This is a genomic window from Streptococcus sp. HMSC061D10, assembly GCF_001808865.1.
Lineage (GTDB): Bacteria > Bacillota > Bacilli > Lactobacillales > Streptococcaceae > Streptococcus.
The window spans coordinates 37,210-56,717 of the sequence record NZ_KV795020.1 but is presented as its reverse complement, the minus strand read 5'-3'; the positions used below and the strand labels follow the sequence as shown (position 1 = coordinate 56,717).

Here is a 19,508-nt window from a genome sequence, read left to right as displayed (position 1 = left end):
TGTCAATGCAGTAGAGGCAGCTAAGAATGAAGTCCCAGAATTTACAGGTGGCGTCAATGCTGCTGAAGCTGTCAAGAATGAGTTGCCAGAATACACAGGAACAGTGGCTACAGCTGGAAATGATCCTGCACCAAATCTTGTTAAACCAGCCGAAGAGGTTCGAATTTTGACTGATAAGGAAACTGGAGTTCTGGTAGCAGGGCTAACTACAGAGTTATCTAAAGACCTTAAGCTTCAAGTTCAAAAGGTTCTACGTCAAGAATTAGCTGGTAAGCACTACGATGCTTATCAAGTGAAATTGCTGGATAAGGACAACCAAGAAGTTGAACTCAAAGGCGCTGTCCTAGTGAGATTACCAGTCAAGGGACAGGTTCAAGGAGTTTATCACATGAGCTTAGATCAAGGCTTACAGGTTCAAAAGGTGACGCTTGTAGGTGACATGGTTGAATTTGTCACTAAAGATCTAGGACTTTATGCGATTGTCTATAAAGAACAAAACCAAGAACCAGTAAAACCAGTAGAACAAGCTCATGGGCCAGCAGTTAATGGAGAAAACTTTGAAAATGCTTCAGAGAAAGTAGATTCAGCAAGACTTCCAGAAACAGGTGAAAGTCGATCTGATACAGCTGCCTTCCTAGCAAGTCTCAGTCTTGTTTTATCAGTAGCTCTACTAACAGTTAAACGTAAAGAAAAGTAAGGTTGAAAACTCGCAACTCTGAAAAAGCAAATCATTATAAAAGAAGGAGAAGATAGCATAGTCTTCTCCTTTATTAATTGGGTAGTGAGGTGTATAATGAAAGTAAGAGAATGTGAGGAGAAGGACCATGATTGTACAAGTTTGTAATGCAGATTATAGTCTCCAGTGGGATGGAATCTATCAATTTGCTCTTGAAAACTATCCTCAGATTAAAGAATGGGAATTGGAGAAGCTAGCAAAGTTTATTGCTTACGAACAGGACCATCATCGTCAGACCATTGTGGAATGTAAGAATCATGAATTAAATATACAAATTCATGATTACTTGCAAGTGCATAGCTTTTTTCCTCCCTACAGACCAAGTCATCGGCTTGTAGCTTCTACCTATGATATTCAGAGGAAGTTGGTTACTTCAAATTATTGTAGTCATACTTGTACGGTTGAGGTGGCTCAGGCTATTTTTCATACTGGAAAACTCATGTCGGCGGTAAAAGTATTTGGTAAAAGTGGGGCTGAACTAGTTACAGATAGTCGTAATGCAGCTTCTGATCCAGCAGACTATTTTGACTATATCATGTTTGGATGGTCTAATACGACTTCGGGTTACCGACTCGCTATGGAGCGTTTGTTAGGACGGGCACCGTCTGAGGAGGAATTGCAAGAAAAGTTCATTCCTGGCGTTAGTTTTCATTTTCTGTATGAAGAATTAATTCAAGCGCCAGGTTATATCTTTGATGGCTATCATGTTGCGAAGGTAAGAGATAGTTTAGATTTGGATACCTTTCTTCATTTATGTGTTATTCCTTCAAAAGATAAGGCTTGTTTTGAAGGTTTGATTCCTAGTCGATTACAAGATAGAGTGATTTACCTAGACTATGAGGGAGAAGGGTTACAGGCTTGGAATACCAAGGTTAATCAAGTACTACATGGTAAGGATAAGTTGAAGGAGTAGTGTATGAAAGAGATTGATCAAGCTCTACTGAAAAAAGTGATCATCGAGCGTCCTCGTTCTAGTCATAAGGGAGACTATGGGCGTCTTCTCTTGATTGGAGGGACTTATCCCTATGGGGGAGCGATTATTATGGCTGCCTTAGGTGCTGTTAAAAGTGGCGCAGGCTTGGTGACAGTAGCAACGGATAAGGAGAATATTCCAGCTATACATAGCCATCTGCCGGAGGCTATGGCTTTTGCTCTTGACGATAAGCAATTGCTTGAGCAACAGTTGGAGAAAGCAAGTGTTGTCTTGGTTGGGCCTGGATTAGTGGATGATGAGCGTGGAGAAGAGCTACTCCAAACAGTCTTTCATCATTCAAATCAAGACCAGACTCTCATACTGGATGGTGGTGCCTTATCCATTTTTGCGAAGACGGGAATGAAATTTCCTAAAGCCCAGCTTGTTTTAACTCCTCACCAGAGGGAATGGCAAGTCTTGTCAGGCTTAGATTTGGATTCCCAAGGAAGCAAGGAAACAGGAGAGGCTTTGAAGAGCTTTCCTTCAGGAACGATTTTGGTTCAAAAAGGTCTAGCTACTCGAATCTGGCAAGCTGGGCATGCTGATTTTTATCAGCTGGGTGTTGGCGGTCCCTATCAGGCGACTGGTGGCATGGGTGATACTTTGGCGGGGATGATCGCTGGTTTTGCAGGGCAATTTCCACAAGTTAGTCTCTATGAAAGAGTGACAGTAGCGACCTATTTACATTCAGCAATTGCCCAAGAACTAGCTGAGGACAATTTTGTAGTTCTGCCAACCACGATTAGTCAACATATCCCAGCCTTCATGAAGAAAATACAAAAAGACACCTGAGGTTTTCAGGTGCCTTTTAAGGATTAGAAGAGTCCTTTGACCTTATCAACAAGATTACCGATTCCTTCTGAGCCTGAAATCAAAATTTGTGCTTGGTTAAGATACTCACCGAGTTGGTCCTTGTTTTCTTCGACAAAGGTTTTTGCGGCAGCCAAATCTTTTTTCTCGATTAGCTCTTTTACTTGATTAAACAAATCTAATGGGTTCATGATGTCCCTCCTTTTCTAAACTTCTATTCAATCATTTTTTAGAAAAACTTGCAAGAAACTTGACCCTTCCAATAAAGTTCATGGATGTCAAATTGTGTAAATTTTGATATAATTTTTAATGATGAATTTTAGAAATGATCGGTACGTGGTCGTGGATTTAGAGGCAACCAGTACCGGAAGCAAGGCAAAAATTATCCAAGTGGGAATCGTGGTCATTGAAAATGGCGAGATTGTTGACCAATTTGCAACGGATGTCAATCCCCACGAACCCTTGGATTCTCATATCAAAGAATTAACGGGCTTGACCAATCAGCGACTAGCAGAGGCACCGGAGTTTTCTCAGGTGGCTGGAAAAATTTTTGACTTGGTCAAGGACGGTGTTTTTGTTGCACACAATGTCCAGTTCGATGCCAATTTGTTGGCGGAATTTCTCTTTTTTGAGGGCTATGAATTGCGCACGCCTCGTATCGATACAGTCGAGTTGGCCCAGGTATTTTATCCTCAACTTGAAAAATACAATCTGGGAATTCTCTGTCAGGAGTTGGGAATTTCACTAGAAAAAGCCCATACTGCCTTATCAGATGCCCAAGCAACAGCAGAGCTCTTTCTTTGTATGAGACAAAAGATGTTTGGACTGCCAAAAGGATTGTTGGAGCGCTTATTGAGTTTATCAGACAGCTTACTCTATGAATCTTACCTAGTCATCGAGGAAGTTTATCAGAAACAGTCTCTCCTTGTTGAGCATGATTTGGTAGAAGTGCAAGGCTTATTCTTAAGAAAAGAGAAGCCAGTCCTTTCTCCACGTAAACTATCTAAAGATTTCCAAACCAATATTGCCTTGTTGGATTTGGAAGATAGAGCCCCACAAGCTAGTTTTTCTCAAAAGGTTCAAGATTTTCTACAGAATGAAAAAATTGCTTTTGTGCAAGCTCAGACTGGAATTGGGAAAACCTACGGCTATTTGTTACCCGCTTTCTCACTAGAAAACGAAAAAGGAATCCTTATCAGTGTTCCTACTAAAGTTCTACAAAATCAAGTCATGCATGAAGAGGCTCGTAGATTGGAAGAGGTCTTTCACCTTTCGATTCATAATCTTAAAGGACCACAGAATTATCTAAAACTAGATGCCTTTCATCATGTACTAGAGGAAGAAGAGTCCAATCGCTTGTACACACGTTTTAAGATGCAACTTCTAGTTTGGTTAACCGAGACAGAAACGGGGGACCTAGACGAGATTGGTCAGCTTTACCGTTACCAGCAGTTTTTACCAAACTTGGTACATGATGGTAATCTTCCCAAAGCTTCTCTCTTTTGGTTAGAGGATTTTTGGAGACGGGGGCAGAAAAAAGCTCGCTCTTGCCAGCTACTTGTGACAAATCATGCTTATCTCGTTACCCGTCTTGAGGATGATCCCAGTCTACTAGAGGGCCGTCTCTTGATCTTGGATGAGGCCCAGAAGATCTTGCTAACTTTGGAAAGTCTTTTACAAAAGAGTTTCGTTTTAAACGACATAGTAGACCAGCTAGATCAAGCTCTAGTTCGAGAAGAAGGGACGCTTCAGAGACGCTTGATGGAGAGTATTCGCTTTGAGCTTTGTCATTTGATGGACCAGTTTCTATCTGGCAAACGAAGAATGTGCCCTGCGACAACAATGGCACAACTCCAACAGGATTTCTCAGAGTTAGAAGTTCAAGGTTTCAAGGACTGTCAGCGGTTTTTCTGCACTGATGGAGAATTTTGGCTATCAGCCTCAGACTTGTCTAGCAAGAAGGTTGTCATTTCTTCCAGTCGCAATCAACGTCTGCTCTTTTCGGAAATCTTTCCAGAGAGTTGTCAACTCTTAGCTGTCTCTGCAACCTTGGAAATTAGTAGCAGAGTATCTTTACCAGAACTAATGGGATTCCCGCATGCAGCTTTTGACAGACTGGATGAGAATTTTCAAGAAAATCAAGAAATTTTGGTTGTTAAGGATTTTCCATTGGTGACTGAAACCTCTCAAGAAGACTATGCTCATGCTCTTGTAGAAGTGCTGGAAGATTTGTCTTATCTTGAAGAGCCCATGCTCGTTTTATTCACTTCAAAAGACCTTTTGTTGCAGGTATCAGATTCTTTATCTCTTTCTCATTTAGCCCAATATAAGAACGGGGATCCGGCTCAACTCAAGAAACGATTTGAAAGAGGAGACTCTCAACTCTTACTAGGGACAGGTAGTTTTTGGGAGGGAGTTGATTTTGCGACTCATCCTCGAGTGATTGAAGTGGTGACACGCCTGCCCTTCCAAAATCCAGAAGATCCTTTTACGAAAAAAATGAATCAGGAACTGCGTCTTGAAGGGAAAAATCCTTTCTACGACTATCAACTGCCAATGGCTATTATTCGCCTCAAACAAGCAATTGGTAGAACCATGCGTCGTCTAGGGCAACGCTCCTCTGTCCTTATCTTGGATAGCCGAATGACAAGCAAGCGATATGGAAAGCAGATTGGCAAGGCCTTGTCACAGACTAGTCGAGTCAGAGAAATTGGCAAAGAGCAAGTATTTTCAAAAGTTCAAGAATTTTTACACAAAAAATAAAATAAACATCTGAAAGAATGAAGGAGACCTTTATGAAACGTTCTCTCGACTCTCGGGTCGATTATAGTTTGATATTGCCAGTATTCTGTTTGCTGGTGATTGGAGTTGTGGCTATTTACATAGCTGTCAGCCATGACTATCCTCAAAATATTTGGCCTATTCTTGGTCAGCAACTAGCATGGATCGTCTTGGGAATTATCATCAGCTTTGTAGTCATGTTTTTTAATACAAAATTTTTATGGCAGGCAACTCCCTATCTCTACGCCCTAGGTCTAGTCCTCATGGTTTTACCCTTGGTTTTTTACAATCCCAATTTAGTGGCAGCAACAGGGGCCAAAAACTGGGTGTCAATTGGAGGAGTGACACTTTTCCAACCTTCCGAATTCATGAAAATTTCCTATATTTTGATCTTGGCTCGGGTCATTGTTCAGTTCACACAAAAACATAAGGAAAAAGAACGAACGATTGCATTAGACTTTCACTTGATATTGTGGTTGATTGTCTTCACACTGCCAGTCTTAGTTTTACTGGCCTTGCAGAGTGACCTAGGAACGGCCTTGGTTTTTGTCGCCATCTTTGCTGGACTTGTCTTGCTTTCTGGGGTATCATGGAAAATCATCATTCCAATTTTTGCGACAGTTGTATCAGGAATTGCAGGATTTTTGGCCATTTTCATCACAAAAGATGGGCGTGCTTTCATGCATCAGGTCGGGATGCCAACCTATCAGATCAACCGTATTCTGGCTTGGCTCAATCCCTTTGATTATGCACAAACGACCACCTATCAACAGGCGCAAGGGCAAATCGCCATTGGAAGTGGAGGCCTATTTGGTCAAGGATTTAATGTATCCAATCTCTTAATCCCTGTTCGTGAGAGTGATATGATTTTTACAGTTATTGCAGAAGATTTTGGTTTTATTGGTTCTGTCCTTGTAATTACACTTTATCTCCTACTTATCTATCGAATGTTAAAAATCACTCTGAAGTCCAATAATCAATTTTATACCTACATTTCAACTGGCTTCATTATGATGCTCTTGTTCCATATTTTTGAAAATATCGGTGCGGTGACAGGTCTGCTGCCACTGACAGGGATCCCTCTGCCGTTCATTTCCCAAGGGGGATCAGCCATTATCAGTAATCTGATTGGTGTTGGTCTGCTTCTATCGATGAGTTATCAAACGCATCTAGCCGAAGAAAAGAGCGGTAAGACAAGATTTAAACGGAAGAAAGTTGTTTTGAAAAAAGTTAAATAAGGAGTAAATCATGGCTAAAGTTGCAGTTATCTTAGCAGATGGCTTTGAAGAAATCGAAGCCCTAACAGTTGTGGATGTATTACGTCGTGCCAATATTACTTGTCATATGGTTGGTTTTGAAGCCCAAGTGACGGGGTCACATGCCATCCAAGTACAAGCAGATCGTGTGTTTGATGGTGATTTATCTGAGTACGACATGATTGTCTTACCAGGAGGTATGCCAGGTTCAGCTCACTTGCGTGATAATGAGCAATTGATTGCTGAACTTCAAAAATTTGAGCAAGTTGGTAAAAAAATAGCAGCCATTTGTGCAGCACCAATTGTACTGAATCGAGCTGGACTCCTCAAGGATAAAGGGTTCACCTGTTATGATGGTGTCCAAGAGCAAATTGCTGATGGTTACTATCGCAAGGAAACAGTAGTTGTCGATGGTCAGCTGACTACCAGTCGTGGTCCAGCAACTGCCCTTACTTTTGCTTATAACCTAGTAGAACAACTTGGTGGAGATGCAGATGCTTTGAGAGAAGCCATGCTCTATCGTGATGTGTTTGGAATAGATTAACTAAAACGAGAGGAATCTATGAATTAGGGGATTCTTCTCGTTTTTTACTGTTAAAATAGAAGGAAATCGTCGCTTTTTTGATAAAAAAATGCTATAATGAAGGGTATGAAATATCACGATTACATCTGGGATTTAGGTGGAACTTTACTTGATAATTATGAGACTTCGACTGCTGCTTTTGTGGAAACATTAGCTCAATTTGGAATCGAAGAAGAACATGATAAAGTTTACAATGCCTTGAAAGTGTCAACTGCTTTTGCGATTGACCAATTTGCCCCAACAATAGAGCATTTTTTAGAAAAATATAAGGAAAATGAAGCGCGAGAGCTTGAACATCCTGCCTTGTTTGAGGGAGTACCTGCTTTGTTGGAGGAAATCTCAGATCAGGGAGGACGGAACTTTTTAGTTTCGCATCGCAATGACCAAGTTTTGGAAATCCTTGAAAAGACTGGAATTGCTGACTATTTTACAGAAGTAGTAACAGCTAGCTCTGGCTTTAAGAGAAAACCAAATCCAGAGTCTATGATCTATTTGCGAGATAAGTACAAGATAGGTTCTGGCATCGTTATTGGTGATCGACCTATAGACATTGAAGCTGGACAAGCAGCTGGCTTAGCGACGCATCTCTTTGAAGATATCGTGACATTGAGACAAGTATTAGAAATGTAAGAAAAAGGGAAAAAATGACAGAAGAAATCAAAAACCAACAGGCACAGGATTATGATGCCAGTCAGATTCAAGTTTTGGAAGGTCTGGAAGCCGTTCGTATGCGTCCTGGAATGTATATCGGGTCGACTTCAAAAGAAGGTCTTCACCACCTAGTCTGGGAAATCGTTGATAACTCTATCGATGAGGCCTTGGCGGGATTTGCTAGTCATATTCAGGTCTTTATTGAGCCAGATGACTCTATCACGGTTGTTGATGATGGACGTGGTATCCCTGTTGATATTCAAGAAAAGACAGGCCGTCCTGCCGTTGAAACTGTCTTTACCGTTCTTCACGCTGGAGGTAAATTTGGCGGTGGCGGATACAAGGTTTCAGGTGGACTCCACGGTGTAGGTTCATCCGTTGTAAATGCTCTTTCTACTCAGTTGGATGTTCGTGTTCACAAAAATGGAAAAATCCATTACCAAGAATACCGTCGTGGACATGTTGTTGCTGACCTTGAGGTGATTGGAGATACTGATAAAACAGGTACAACCGTACACTTTACTCCAGACCCAGAGATTTTTACAGAAACAACAACCTTTGATTTCGATAAATTAAACAAACGTATCCAAGAACTCGCCTTTCTGAATCGTGGCCTTCAAATCTCCATCACTGACAAACGTGAAGGACTTGAACAAACCAAGCATTATCACTACGAAGGTGGGATTGCGAGCTATGTAGAATATATCAATGAAAACAAGGATGTCATTTTTGAAAAACCAATCTACACTGATGGAGAAATGGATGATATCACAGTCGAAGTAGCCATGCAGTACACAACTGGTTACCATGAAAATGTCATGAGTTTCGCCAATAACATTCATACTCATGAAGGTGGAACCCATGAGCAAGGGTTCCGTACAGCCTTAACCCGTGTCATTAACGACTACGCTCGTAAAAACAAACTCCTCAAAGACAATGAAGATAATCTAACAGGTGAGGATGTCCGTGAAGGATTGACTGCTGTTATCTCTGTGAAGCATCCAAATCCTCAGTTTGAAGGACAAACGAAAACTAAACTTGGAAATAGTGAAGTTGTCAAGATTACCAACCGACTCTTTAGTGAAGCATTTTCAGACTTCCTGATGGAAAATCCTCAGATTGCTAAGCGTATCGTTGAAAAAGGGATTCTGGCTGCGAAAGCCCGTGTCGCAGCCAAGCGTGCGCGTGAGGTTACTCGTAAGAAATCTGGTTTAGAGATTTCAAACCTTCCAGGGAAATTAGCAGATTGTTCCTCAAACAATCCAGCTGAAACTGAACTTTTCATCGTCGAAGGAGATTCAGCAGGAGGTTCTGCAAAGTCTGGTCGTGACCGTGAATTCCAAGCGATTTTACCAATTCGCGGTAAAATCCTCAACGTTGAAAAGGCCAGCATGGATAAAATCCTTGCCAATGAAGAAATCCGTAGCCTTTTCACAGCTATGGGAACAGGCTTTGGTGCTGAATTTGATGTCAGCAAGGCCCGTTACCAAAAACTCGTTATCATGACGGATGCCGATGTTGATGGAGCCCACATCCGTACCCTCTTGTTAACGTTGATTTATCGTTATATGAAACCCGTTTTAGAAGCAGGTTATGTTTATATCGCTCAACCACCAATTTACGGTGTTAAGGTCGGCAGTGAAATTAAAGAATACATCCAACCTGGAGCAGATCAAGAAACCCGTCTACAGGAAGCCTTGGCTCGCTATAGTGAAGGACGTTCAAAACCAACTATTCAGCGTTATAAAGGTCTTGGAGAAATGGATGATCATCAACTTTGGGAAACAACCATGAACCCAGAACATCGTCTCATGGCTCGTGTATCAGTTGATGATGCTGCAGAAGCAGATAAAATCTTTGATATGCTCATGGGTGACCGTGTAGAACCACGTCGAGAATTTATCGAAGAAAATGCTGTCTACAGTACGCTTGACGTTTAAAAAAATTGGGAAATAGTTCCCATGGTTTGAAAAATATGATATAATCATTACAATTGTTTCATGTATAAAAAGGAGTTTGATATGTCTGATAATCTGTTGATTATTACTATGATTGCAATCGCGGCTCTTCTGATTATTGCATATGTTGTGGCAGTTTTGTTACGCAAACGCAATGAAAAGAGGCTGGCAGTATTAGAAGAAAGAAAGGAAGAGTTGTATAACCTTCCAGTTAACGATGAAGTAGAAGCTGTTAAGAATATGCATCTGATTGGTCAAAGTCAGATTGCATTTAGAGAGTGGAACCAAAAATGGGTAGACCTATCACTCAACTCATTTGCGGATATTGAGAATAATCTGTTTGAAGCAGAAGGGTACAATAATTCATTTCGTTTCTTGAAGGCTCAACACAAAATTGATCAAATTGAAAGCCAGATTACCCTTATCGAAGAAGATATTGCTTCCATTCGAAATGCTTTGGCAGATCTAGAAAAACAAGAATCCAAAAATAGTGGTCGTGTCTTGCATGCTTTAGATTTATTTGAAAGCCTGCAGAAAACAGTCGCAGAAGATTCTGAGAAATATGGTCAAGCGCTTCCTGAAATTGAAAAACAATTGGAGAACATCCAATCTGAATTTTCTCAATTTGTGACGCTAAACTCTTCAGGAGATCCAGTTGAAGCAGCAGGGATTTTGGATAATGCTGAAAATCATATTCTCGCTTTGACACATATCGTAGAGAGAATTCCAGCAATTGTTACTAAACTAACGACTGAACTCCCTGATCAACTTGAAGATCTAGAGGCTGGCTATCGTAAGTTGCTTGATGCCAACTATCACTTTGTAGAAACTGACATAGAATCACGTTTACAGTTGTTGTATGAAGCTTTGAAAAATAACCAAGAAAATATTAAAAAATTGGAATTGGACAATGCTGAATATGAAAATACTCAGATTCAAGAAGAAATCAATGCTCTCTATAATATTTTCACACGAGAGATTGCTTCTCAAAAAGTTGTTGAAAACTTGTTGTCAACACTTCCAACCTACCTTGACCACTTAAAAGACAATAATCAAGTCTTGGTTAAAGATATCGAGCGTTTGAGCAAGACCTACTTGATGGCTGAGAGTGATGTAAATCATGTTCGTCGTCTTCAAGTGGATTTGGATTCCCTAGAACTTACAGTTAGCGATTTGACTTCAGAACAAGAGGAATATTCAGAAGCTTACTCTGTATTGGAAGAACGTTTAGAAAATGTTCAAGCTACATTAAAAGAAATTGAAGATGATCAAGTTTCAGTGAGCGAACGTCTAGTGCAGATTGAAAAAGATGATGTTAATGCACGTCAAAAGGCAAATGTTTACGTCAATCGCCTTCACACAATCAAGCGCTACATGGAAAAGAGAAATCTTCCAGGAATCCCACAGAACTTCTTGAAATTGTTCTTTGCTGCTAGCCATAGTACAGAGGATTTGATGGCAGAATTGGAACAGTCACAAGTCAACATTGAGTCTGTCAATCGTATCCTAGAAATCGCGTCACATGATATGGAAGTTTTGGAAACAGAAACATACAGTATCGTGCAATATGCTACCTTGACAGAACAGTTGCTTCAATATTCTAATCGCTACAGATCATTTGATGAAGGGATTCAACAAGCCTTCCATGAATCTTTAGAAATCTTTGAAAATGCCTTTGATTATCAAGCATCTTTTGAAAAGATTTCCCAAGCTTTGGAAGTTGCTGAACCAGGAGTAACAAATCGCTTTGTTTCTTCATATGAAAAAACAAGAGAAATCATTCGATTTTAATCAAGTGAAGGCGGTGGGACAGAAATCGATAGACAAAGTCTCGATTTCGTAGTCCCAGCCCCGCGAAGATGATTAGGAGTTTTGGGAGTCTAAAAGACGAACGAAAAGTCCAATCAGCTACCGCGTCAAAGTTTGATTGCTAATAGAAAGTGAGGTAGGGATCTTTTGTCCCAACCTCTTTCTTTTACCGATCTTTTTCTAAAAAATGGACATTTTCCTATTTATCATTGAAATTATAGGCATGTTTGATATGATAAGACTATGACAAAAAAAAGAACAAGCCGTAAAGTAAACGACAGAAAGAGAAGAAATTTGTGGATTATTGTGGGGCTTCTATTCTTCACAATCTTAACATTAGGAGCAGGTATTGCTTATAAAGTCTTGACGAAGCAAGCTTTTGAGCAAAAAATTGAAGCACTGAAAAAAGAAAAAGATGATTCCTATTCACAAGGAAGTCAGAAAGATCATTTTCGTAAAGGGCGGGCAGAAATCATCACCTACTATCCTATGACGGGGAACAAGGTCATTACCCCTGTTCAGGATATCATTGTAAAAGATATCACGGATAAGGTAGAAGATAAGGAAGATTTGATCTTTTACTACTCTGAGAAAGATTCTTCCTCTATCAAGGGTGTGGAGAGTCATCTTGTGAAAAAACAGGTCTATGATTTGAGTGATTCTACTGTTGTAGAATTAGAAAATACATCATTGGATCAGCTTTATCTTAAGGAAGATGGGACCCTGTTTACTTTAGATCAGCTCTTTACAGATGCTAGCAAAGCCAAAGAAACATTTCTTGAGAATATCAAGTCAACGCTCCAAGATAAAAAGCTTGAACAAACTCTTGTTGATCAAGTAATAGCCGATTTTTCAGCTACCGATTTATCATCCTGGAAGTTCGCATACAAAGATAGTCAATTGGTGTTATATCCAGTCAAAGCAACTAATAATGTAGAAGAAATAGCTTTACCTATTTCAGACTTCTTTGATGTTATCCAATCGTCCTATCTAACTGAAAAGGATGCAGAGCTTTATAAGAAGGCTCAGGATGAGAAAAATAAAAAAGTAGTAGCTCTTACCTTTGATGATGGACCGGACGGAAATACAACACCACAGGCATTGGATATCTTGGCTAAATACAAGATTAAAGCAACTTTCTTTGTCCAAGGAAAGAATATTGCAGGTAATGAGTCAATTCTTAAACGTATGCAGTCTGAAGGTCATGAAGTTGGAAACCATAGTTGGAATCATCCAATTTTAACAAAACTGTCATTGGAAGATGCTAAGAAACAGCTCACAGATACCGAAGACGCTATTACAAAAGTTCTTGGAAAAGGTTCTAAATTGATGCGTCCGCCATACGGAGCAATCTCAGATGATATTCGCAATAGCCTTGATTTAAGCTTTATTATGTGGGATGTGGATAGTTTGGATTGGAAGAGTAAAAATGAAGCTGCTATTTTAACAGAAATTCAACGTCAGGTAAGCAATGGATCTATCATTTTGATGCATGATATCCATCAAACATCTGTTAATTCATTACCAAAGGTAATTGAGTATCTGCAGGGACAAGGTTATAGTTTTGTTACTGTATCAGATTTACTCAACACTCGTTTGAAGCCACATGAGATTTACTATTCTCGTAACCAGTAAGGTCATTGTCGGCAAATATTTAGAAAAAATTAAAAAAAGATAGTTTTAATCTTGACAAGTAGGGGAAAACTTGATATCATATAAAAGTTGAGAAAAGCAGAAGTGAGAACTTCTCGCCTTGCGACTAACGTTGTCTGGCCCCTACGGATCAAATTTCAGAAATGAAATACAATCATGTAGTGCGGATTTGCGTTAGCAAGTCCGCTCTTGTTTTTCTCTAAATTAAAAAAAGAGGTGAAAACCATAGCAAAGCAAGACTTATTCATCAATGATGAAATTCGTGTACGCGAAGTTCGCTTAATCGGTCTTGAAGGTGAGCAATTGGGTATCAAACCACTGAGCGAAGCGCAAGCACTTGCGGACGAAGCTAATGTGGACTTGGTTCTCATTCAACCTCAAGCTAAACCTCCTGTTGCAAAAATTATGGACTACGGCAAGTTCAAATTTGAGTACCAGAAGAAACAAAAAGAACAACGCAAAAAACAAAGCGTTGTGACCGTGAAAGAAGTTCGTTTGAGCCCGGTTATTGACAAGGGTGACTTCGAAACTAAACTTCGCAATGCTCGCAAGTTCCTTGAAAAAGGGAACAAAGTGAAGGTATCCATTCGCTTTAAGGGGCGTATGATCACCCATAAAGAGATTGGTGCAAAAGTTTTAGCCGAGTTCGCTGAAGCAACTCAAGATATTGCTATCATTGAACAACGTGCTAAAATGGATGGACGCCAAATGTTCATGCAATTGGCGCCAGCAACTGACAAAAAATAATTGTCAGAAAGTTAAATAAAGGAGAAAAAATCATGCCAAAACAAAAAACACACCGCGCATCAGCTAAACGTTTCAAACGTACAGGTTCTGGTGGACTTAAACGTTTCCGTGCTTACACTTCTCACCGTTTCCACGGAAAAACTAAAAAACAACGTCGTCATCTTCGTAAAGCATCTATGGTGCATTCAGGAGATTTCAAACGTATCAAAGCAATGCTTACTCGCTTGAAATAATCGCGTATTTGTAAGTAAACAATTCTAGGAAATATTTGGAGGAAATATAAATGGCACGTGTTAAAGGTGGCGTTGTATCACGCAAACGTCGTAAACGTATTCTTAAATTAGCAAAAGGTTACTATGGAGCTAAACATATCTTGTTCCGTACTGCAAAAGAACAAGTAATGAACTCTTACTACTATGCATACCGTGACCGTCGTCAAAAGAAACGTGACTTCCGTAAATTGTGGATTACACGTATCAACGCGGCAGCTCGTATGAACGGACTTTCATACTCACAATTGATGCATGGTTTGAAATTGGCTGAGATCGAAGTTAACCGTAAAATGCTTGCTGACTTGGCTGTTAACGATGCAGCAGCTTTCACAGCTCTTGCAGATGCAGCTAAGGCAAAACTTGGTAAATAATTATTAAAAAGTTTCATTTCTACTCTAGTGGTTTAAGCTACAGGAGTGAAATGAAGCTTTTTTATTTTCATGGTATAAACAAGGAATATCATCTTTTATTTAAGGAAATAGGACTTTTCCTGTATAATAGTAGTATGTTAAAAGATATGGAGTTAAAAAATGATTGTAGGTATTGATTTAGGAACGACTAACTCTTTGGTTGGCGTTTATCAAGATGGTCAAGTAAAACTGATACCAAATGCTTTTGGTGATTTTTTAACGCCATCTGTTGTTGCCTTAGATGATAATAATGAAGTGATAGTTGGAAAGGCAGCAAAGGAACGTTTGGTTACTCATCCAGATAAAACAGTTGCTCAATTTAAACGTTTTATGGGAACCAGCCATAAAATCTTATTGGGGAATAGCACTTACACGGCTGAAGAATTAAGCTCCTTTATTATTCGTAAGTTGGTAGATGATGCAGAAACTTTTCTTGGTGAAAAAGTTGATGAAGTGATTGTTAGTGTGCCAGCTTATTTTAACGATGCTCAACGTTATGCGACAAAACTAGCAGGAAAATTTGCAGGTATTAACATTGACCGCATTATTAATGAACCATCTGCAGCTGCACTTGCTAAGAAATTAGAGAGTGAGATTGATGATGACTCTTTTATCGTAGTCGATTTTGGTGGCGGTACTCTGGACATTTCTGTTGTTGAGTTGTTTGATAATGTTGTTGAGATTGTTTCTATCGCAGGAGATAATCGCTTGGGTGGAGAAGATTTTACTGGAGCAATTGCTGAGGAATTCATGCATGTTAATCAATTAAAAAAGGAGTCTATTTCGAGAGAGTTCTATAGTAAAATCCTACTACAAGCTGAGAAAACAAAATTAGACTTAAATGAAAAAGAAGAAGCTCAAATGTCCGTCTTTGACCATAATAAAGAATATCGGCTAGACTTAAGCTATCAACGTTTTTATGAACTTTGTCATCCCCTACTAGTGCGCGTTAAGGCAGTTATGGATCGAGCCTTGATGGATGCTCGTAATAGTCTGGTTTCATCTGATAATTTTGTTCTCGTTGGAGGTACTTCAAAATTAAGATTGGTACAAGATTTCCTATCATTCTGTATCAATCAAGGGGTTGAAGTATCAGGGGACCCTGATAAAATGATTGCACGAGGATGTGCCCTTCTTGCAGGAATCAAGGAGCGTCAGGGAGAAATACGTGACTTGTTACTGTCTGATATCTGCCCATTTACACTTGGCATTGAGATTGTTGGTGGTCATTTTTCACCGATTATAGAGCGTAATTCTACTTTACCTACTTCACGTGTTGAACAATATTACACATCAGAACTGGGACAAAGTCATGTGAAAGTACAGGTCTATCAAGGAGAGATGATGAAGGCATCTCAAAACTTGTTTCTGGGGGAACTTGATGTTCCAGTTCCTATCAATCATAAGGAACATGAAGGGCTCACTGTTCGTTTTACCTATGATTTGAATGGTATTTTAGATGTTGAAGTGAAGATAGATACAACACAGGAAGTTTTCAATCATGTCATCTTGCAAGAGAGTATTACTTTGACGGATCAAGAAATTAAGAAAAAACAAGATGCCTTGGCTCGTTATAAGATTAATGCTCAGGAAACAGAGATCTATCGCTTCTTGATTGAGAAAGCCAACCGTCTCTACAGCATGATTTTAGGAGTAAAAAGAGAAGAACTGATGACAGCTACAAGGCAATTTGAGGAAGAAGTTAAACATTCCTCTATTCACCATCTTCCTAAGATCTATCAAGCATTCTCTAGTTACTTGGAACTTCTAGAGAGAGGATTATAGGAAGGCGATGGCATGAATATTTGGAAAATTTTAGGGATAGAGCCAACTCAAGATGTCAAGGTTATCAGGAGACGCTACGCTGAACTGGTTCGCTTATACCACCCAGAAGACCAACCGGAACTTTATCAAGAAATTGTTCAAGCTTACCAAGAAGCTTTAGCTTATGCACGATCTAGTAAAATTGGCCAAGAATCTGATACAAGAACTGGTTTTGAACAGCATCAATGGCAGAGACAAGAGAAGTCAAATGAAACAAGAGTGAATTCACCCAACTTTGATACTTTTGAGTATGAAAAGGGATCACAGCAGGAGCAAGAAGAATCAAGCTCGCTTGATTTTAGTGACTATAGAGATACTGCCTATTTAATTCGAACATCTATTGACAGTATATTAGGGAATGCTGACTATAGCTTTGAAGTACAAGAAAATCTGTGGCAGCAGTTCTTTTACCATTACCGCTATAGCATGAATATTGTAAAAGCGGTCCTCGAAGAAATGGATGTCTATATTTTCAATCGATATGAACATTTTGCTATCTTACTTCCTCTCCTAGAAGAATATATGATCGATTATCGAGACTGGGGCTACTATTATAAGCTCAAGTATTGGCAAAATCGAAGGGCTATTGCCAAAGAAAATGGCAGTCCTATGGAAACTGCAAAAAAGGAAACTGAGCAATTTTACGATTCTTATCTTTGGTGTCAAGATATTTTGAATGATTGTCAAAAAGCAAATCAAATCAGAACTTGGATAGATTACTTTAAATACCCTTATGTTTCTAGCATAGTTCTCTTTCAAGTGAATCGAAAATGCCAAATAATCGAGAGTATTCCAGTTTTAGGCTACATTCTTGAAAAGATCAAGCAAAATTTAGATGAAGTGGATGAAGATTCCTACGAACAATTAGTAGCTTACATTAAGGTATTAAAAGAGGAATCGAATGAAAAGGTTGATTTACAACAATACTCTCTCGATGATTCTGAAGAGGTTGAGCTAGCCTTTTATCATCTCCTCTATGCTTACTATTCTGATGAATATAGCCTTTTACGCGATTGGCATACTCTATTTGAGCAGGTAGAAGACAAATCCATATTACTTGCTTTATTAGAAAAGATTGATGTCTATCCTCTAACAAATACTAAAGTTTTGTCTCTGATTCTTCCATTTGTAGAGAACTACAGTACTGAAAAAGATAGTTTCTATTTGAAGAAACTGCAATTCTGGAAAATTGTTCAATCTTATCCTGCTCTAGTACAGGAATTTGAACTAAATAAAAAAGAAAATTTTGAGTACTGGTATCATGAGGGCTATCTACTTGTAGAAAGGATAACAAGTAGTGATGATCTCATCAATGACTGGGATAAGTGGAAGGAATATCTTAAAGCCAAACCTCGAATAATAACTGTCTTTTTGGAACAGTTGTATAGGGAGTATCATCGCTTCAAAGATGGACAACTCTTGAGGTATGTTCTTGGAGTATTTCCTACATCAAAAATATCCCCTCAGATCATGACAGAGGAAACCGATCAAAAACTAGAAGAGATGACTGCTTATGCCTACGAACTCTGTTATCCCAAGTCAATAGTACCTTTTATGATTTGGAAAAAGGGACTATCTGCAATAAACAAGCACCTTTTGGCTATCTTTGGGCTTCTGACTATTTTTAGTCTGATACAAAGTTTCAATGAAAAAGCTGGTTCTAATACCTGGGTCTATATTGGTATGCTATCACTTTTTTACTTCTTTTTATTGAAGAAGCAACAAAGATTTATCGAAGCAGGGTTGATTACAAGATGGATAAAACCAAAATTGTACTACAACTTAACTTTGTGGGTTCTAGGAATTTTGTCTCTTATCTTTTTCCTCCCTTCATTACCTCTTGGATTAATCGCTGCTCTATCTTTCATTACTCTTTTTACTTTCATTGATAATCTAAAAGTGGATAGTAAAATTATTTGGTATTATCCTGTCGATAAAATCCATTCTGTTGGTTTTTTGCTGACTACTGGATTCATAACAACCTTAATATTGCATAACGAATTCGTTCTTGCTGTGTTGTTCATATATTTCTTTCTATTTATGCTTGTTTTTTTCCTCTTCTTGTATAGATTCATAGATTTCAGTGCACCTGCTTCTGCGAAGGAAGTCGGTATTAAGGAAGTTGGGATCCCTTGTTTTTTGAGTTTGCAATTGTTTCGTTTAGTACCATATTTTAAAAATCGAGTGAACTTGTTTAGTCCACTTATAATGAGTAAAGAAACATTTTCCTTAACCTTATTACTATTTATAAATGCAATTGCCTTGTCTTACTTTACAAGAGAGAGGCGCTCGACTTTAGCTGTTAAAAAAATCTTTATGATTTATAGCTTACAACTCTTCATTTTCTTAAGACGTCTTTATAGAATTTTCTTTGGGCCGGTGTTAGACTTACTTAGCAAACAAATTGAACCAGATATTCTTTTACAGAACAGTGAGTTTGCCTTCTTCTTTCTAGAAGTAGTCTTTATCCTCTTGTTGATAGTCCTTGTACGAAATATTCGTAAGGAAAATGGTGAGGGTACTGACTGGCACTGAAGCATTGAGTAAAGATCTATGGTTCAATTTCCTAGTAAATTTTCATAAATAAGGGTATAATAGAAGTACAAAAATGAAAGAGGTAATGAAATGGCTTCTAAAATGCTACACACTTGTTTGCGAGTAGAAAATCTTGAAAAATCAATCGCTTTTTATCAAGATGCTTTTGGTTTTAAGGAATTGCGTCGTAGAGACTTTCCAGACTACGCTTTCACTATTGTTTATCTTGGACTTGAAGGTGATGATTATGAGTTGGAGTTGACTTACAACTATGATCACGGACCTTATGTTGTTGGTGACGGTTTTGCTCACATCGCTCTAAGCACACCTGACCTTGAGGCTCTTCATAAAGAACATAGCGACAAAGGCTATGAAGTGACAGCACCTAATGGACTTCCAGGGACTCAACCAAACTATTACTTTATCAAAGATCCAGATGGATACAAGGTAGAAGTGATTCGTGAAAATTCATTATAGTTCGTGAGAGTGGGACAGAAATCGGTAATTCGT

Annotated in this window: 17 protein-coding genes and 1 other annotated feature; of the genes, 16 read left to right on the top strand and 1 reads right to left on the bottom strand. The window is 39.0% G+C overall.

Annotated features, from left to right (window positions below):
• From HMPREF2728_RS06980 to HMPREF2728_RS06970, 3 genes are all read left to right on the top strand, one after another.
• Window positions 1-697: SIALI-17 repeat-containing surface protein (locus HMPREF2728_RS06980; RefSeq protein WP_186822201.1), on the top strand; the 697-nt coding region annotated here is incomplete at its 5' end.
• A gap of 127 nt (window positions 698-824) precedes the next feature.
• Window positions 825-1,649: a phosphate ABC transporter ATPase gene (locus HMPREF2728_RS06975; RefSeq protein WP_075227457.1), complete on the top strand. Its 825-nt coding sequence runs from the start codon at window positions 825-827 to the stop codon at window positions 1,647-1,649.
• A 3-nt stretch (window positions 1,650-1,652) separates the two neighbouring features.
• Window positions 1,653-2,501 (top strand): NAD(P)H-hydrate dehydratase, encoded by an 849-nt coding sequence (locus HMPREF2728_RS06970; protein ID WP_075227456.1) that lies wholly within the window; start codon window positions 1,653-1,655, stop codon window positions 2,499-2,501.
• A 23-nt stretch (window positions 2,502-2,524) separates the two neighbouring features.
• Here the strand turns inward: HMPREF2728_RS06970 and HMPREF2728_RS06965 are convergent, their stop codons facing one another.
• On the bottom strand, window positions 2,525-2,710 hold the full coding sequence (locus HMPREF2728_RS06965) for a hypothetical protein (RefSeq protein ID WP_061863250.1): 186 nt from the start codon (window positions 2,708-2,710) through the stop codon (window positions 2,525-2,527).
• 118 nt (window positions 2,711-2,828) lie between these two features.
• Between HMPREF2728_RS06965 and HMPREF2728_RS06960 the strand changes: the two genes are divergently transcribed.
• From HMPREF2728_RS06960 to HMPREF2728_RS06900, 13 genes are all read left to right on the top strand, one after another.
• Window positions 2,829-5,282 carry a bifunctional DnaQ family exonuclease/ATP-dependent helicase gene (locus HMPREF2728_RS06960; protein WP_186822200.1) on the top strand — a complete coding sequence of 818 codons (2,454 nt, stop codon included), beginning with the start codon at window positions 2,829-2,831 and terminating at the stop codon, window positions 5,280-5,282.
• Between the two features lie 32 nt (window positions 5,283-5,314).
• Window positions 5,315-6,538: an FtsW/RodA/SpoVE family cell cycle protein gene (locus tag HMPREF2728_RS06955; RefSeq protein ID WP_070459697.1), complete on the top strand. Its 1,224-nt coding sequence runs from the start codon at window positions 5,315-5,317 to the stop codon at window positions 6,536-6,538.
• A 10-nt stretch (window positions 6,539-6,548) separates the two neighbouring features.
• Window positions 6,549-7,100 carry a DJ-1 family glyoxalase III gene (locus tag HMPREF2728_RS06950; RefSeq protein WP_075227455.1) on the top strand — a complete coding sequence of 184 codons (552 nt, stop codon included), beginning with the start codon at window positions 6,549-6,551 and terminating at the stop codon, window positions 7,098-7,100.
• Between the two features lie 105 nt (window positions 7,101-7,205).
• The gene (locus HMPREF2728_RS06945; protein WP_075227645.1) at window positions 7,206-7,769 is read left to right on the top strand and encodes an HAD family hydrolase; all 564 of its coding nucleotides are present in this window, start codon (window positions 7,206-7,208) and stop codon (window positions 7,767-7,769) included.
• Between the two features lie 14 nt (window positions 7,770-7,783).
• Window positions 7,784-9,730 (top strand): DNA topoisomerase (ATP-hydrolyzing) subunit B, encoded by a 1,947-nt coding sequence (gene gyrB / locus HMPREF2728_RS06940; RefSeq protein ID WP_060955519.1) that lies wholly within the window; start codon window positions 7,784-7,786, stop codon window positions 9,728-9,730.
• 81 nt (window positions 9,731-9,811) lie between these two features.
• Window positions 9,812-11,539: a septation ring formation regulator EzrA gene (gene ezrA, locus HMPREF2728_RS06935; protein ID WP_070459688.1), complete on the top strand. Its 1,728-nt coding sequence runs from the start codon at window positions 9,812-9,814 to the stop codon at window positions 11,537-11,539.
• 261 nt (window positions 11,540-11,800) lie between these two features.
• Entirely contained in the window at window positions 11,801-13,192 is a 1,392-nt protein-coding gene (gene pgdA, locus HMPREF2728_RS06930; protein WP_075227454.1) for a peptidoglycan-N-acetylglucosamine deacetylase PgdA, read from the top strand.
• Between the two features lie 88 nt (window positions 13,193-13,280).
• Window positions 13,281-13,411 (top strand) — a sequence feature (ribosomal protein L20 leader region).
• A 15-nt stretch (window positions 13,412-13,426) separates the two neighbouring features.
• Complete coding sequence (gene infC / locus HMPREF2728_RS06925; protein WP_000848177.1) at window positions 13,427-13,957, top strand: translation initiation factor IF-3; 531 nt, start codon at window positions 13,427-13,429, stop codon at window positions 13,955-13,957.
• 32 nt (window positions 13,958-13,989) lie between these two features.
• A complete protein-coding gene (gene rpmI / locus HMPREF2728_RS06920) occupies window positions 13,990-14,190 on the top strand; it encodes a 50S ribosomal protein L35 (RefSeq protein WP_001125942.1) in 201 nt (66 codons plus the stop codon).
• A 50-nt stretch (window positions 14,191-14,240) separates the two neighbouring features.
• The gene (rplT, locus tag HMPREF2728_RS06915) at window positions 14,241-14,600 is read left to right on the top strand and encodes a 50S ribosomal protein L20 (protein WP_000124834.1); all 360 of its coding nucleotides are present in this window, start codon (window positions 14,241-14,243) and stop codon (window positions 14,598-14,600) included.
• 159 nt (window positions 14,601-14,759) lie between these two features.
• Window positions 14,760-16,424 (top strand): Hsp70 family protein, encoded by a 1,665-nt coding sequence (locus HMPREF2728_RS06910; protein ID WP_075227453.1) that lies wholly within the window; start codon window positions 14,760-14,762, stop codon window positions 16,422-16,424.
• 12 nt (window positions 16,425-16,436) lie between these two features.
• A complete protein-coding gene (locus tag HMPREF2728_RS06905; RefSeq protein WP_075227452.1) occupies window positions 16,437-18,998 on the top strand; it encodes a molecular chaperone DnaJ in 2,562 nt (853 codons plus the stop codon).
• Window positions 18,999-19,088: 90 nt separating this feature from the next.
• Window positions 19,089-19,475, top strand: coding sequence for a lactoylglutathione lyase (locus HMPREF2728_RS06900; protein WP_000157160.1), 387 nt, complete (start codon window positions 19,089-19,091; stop codon window positions 19,473-19,475).
• The last annotated feature ends 33 nt before the right edge of the window (window positions 19,476-19,508 follow it).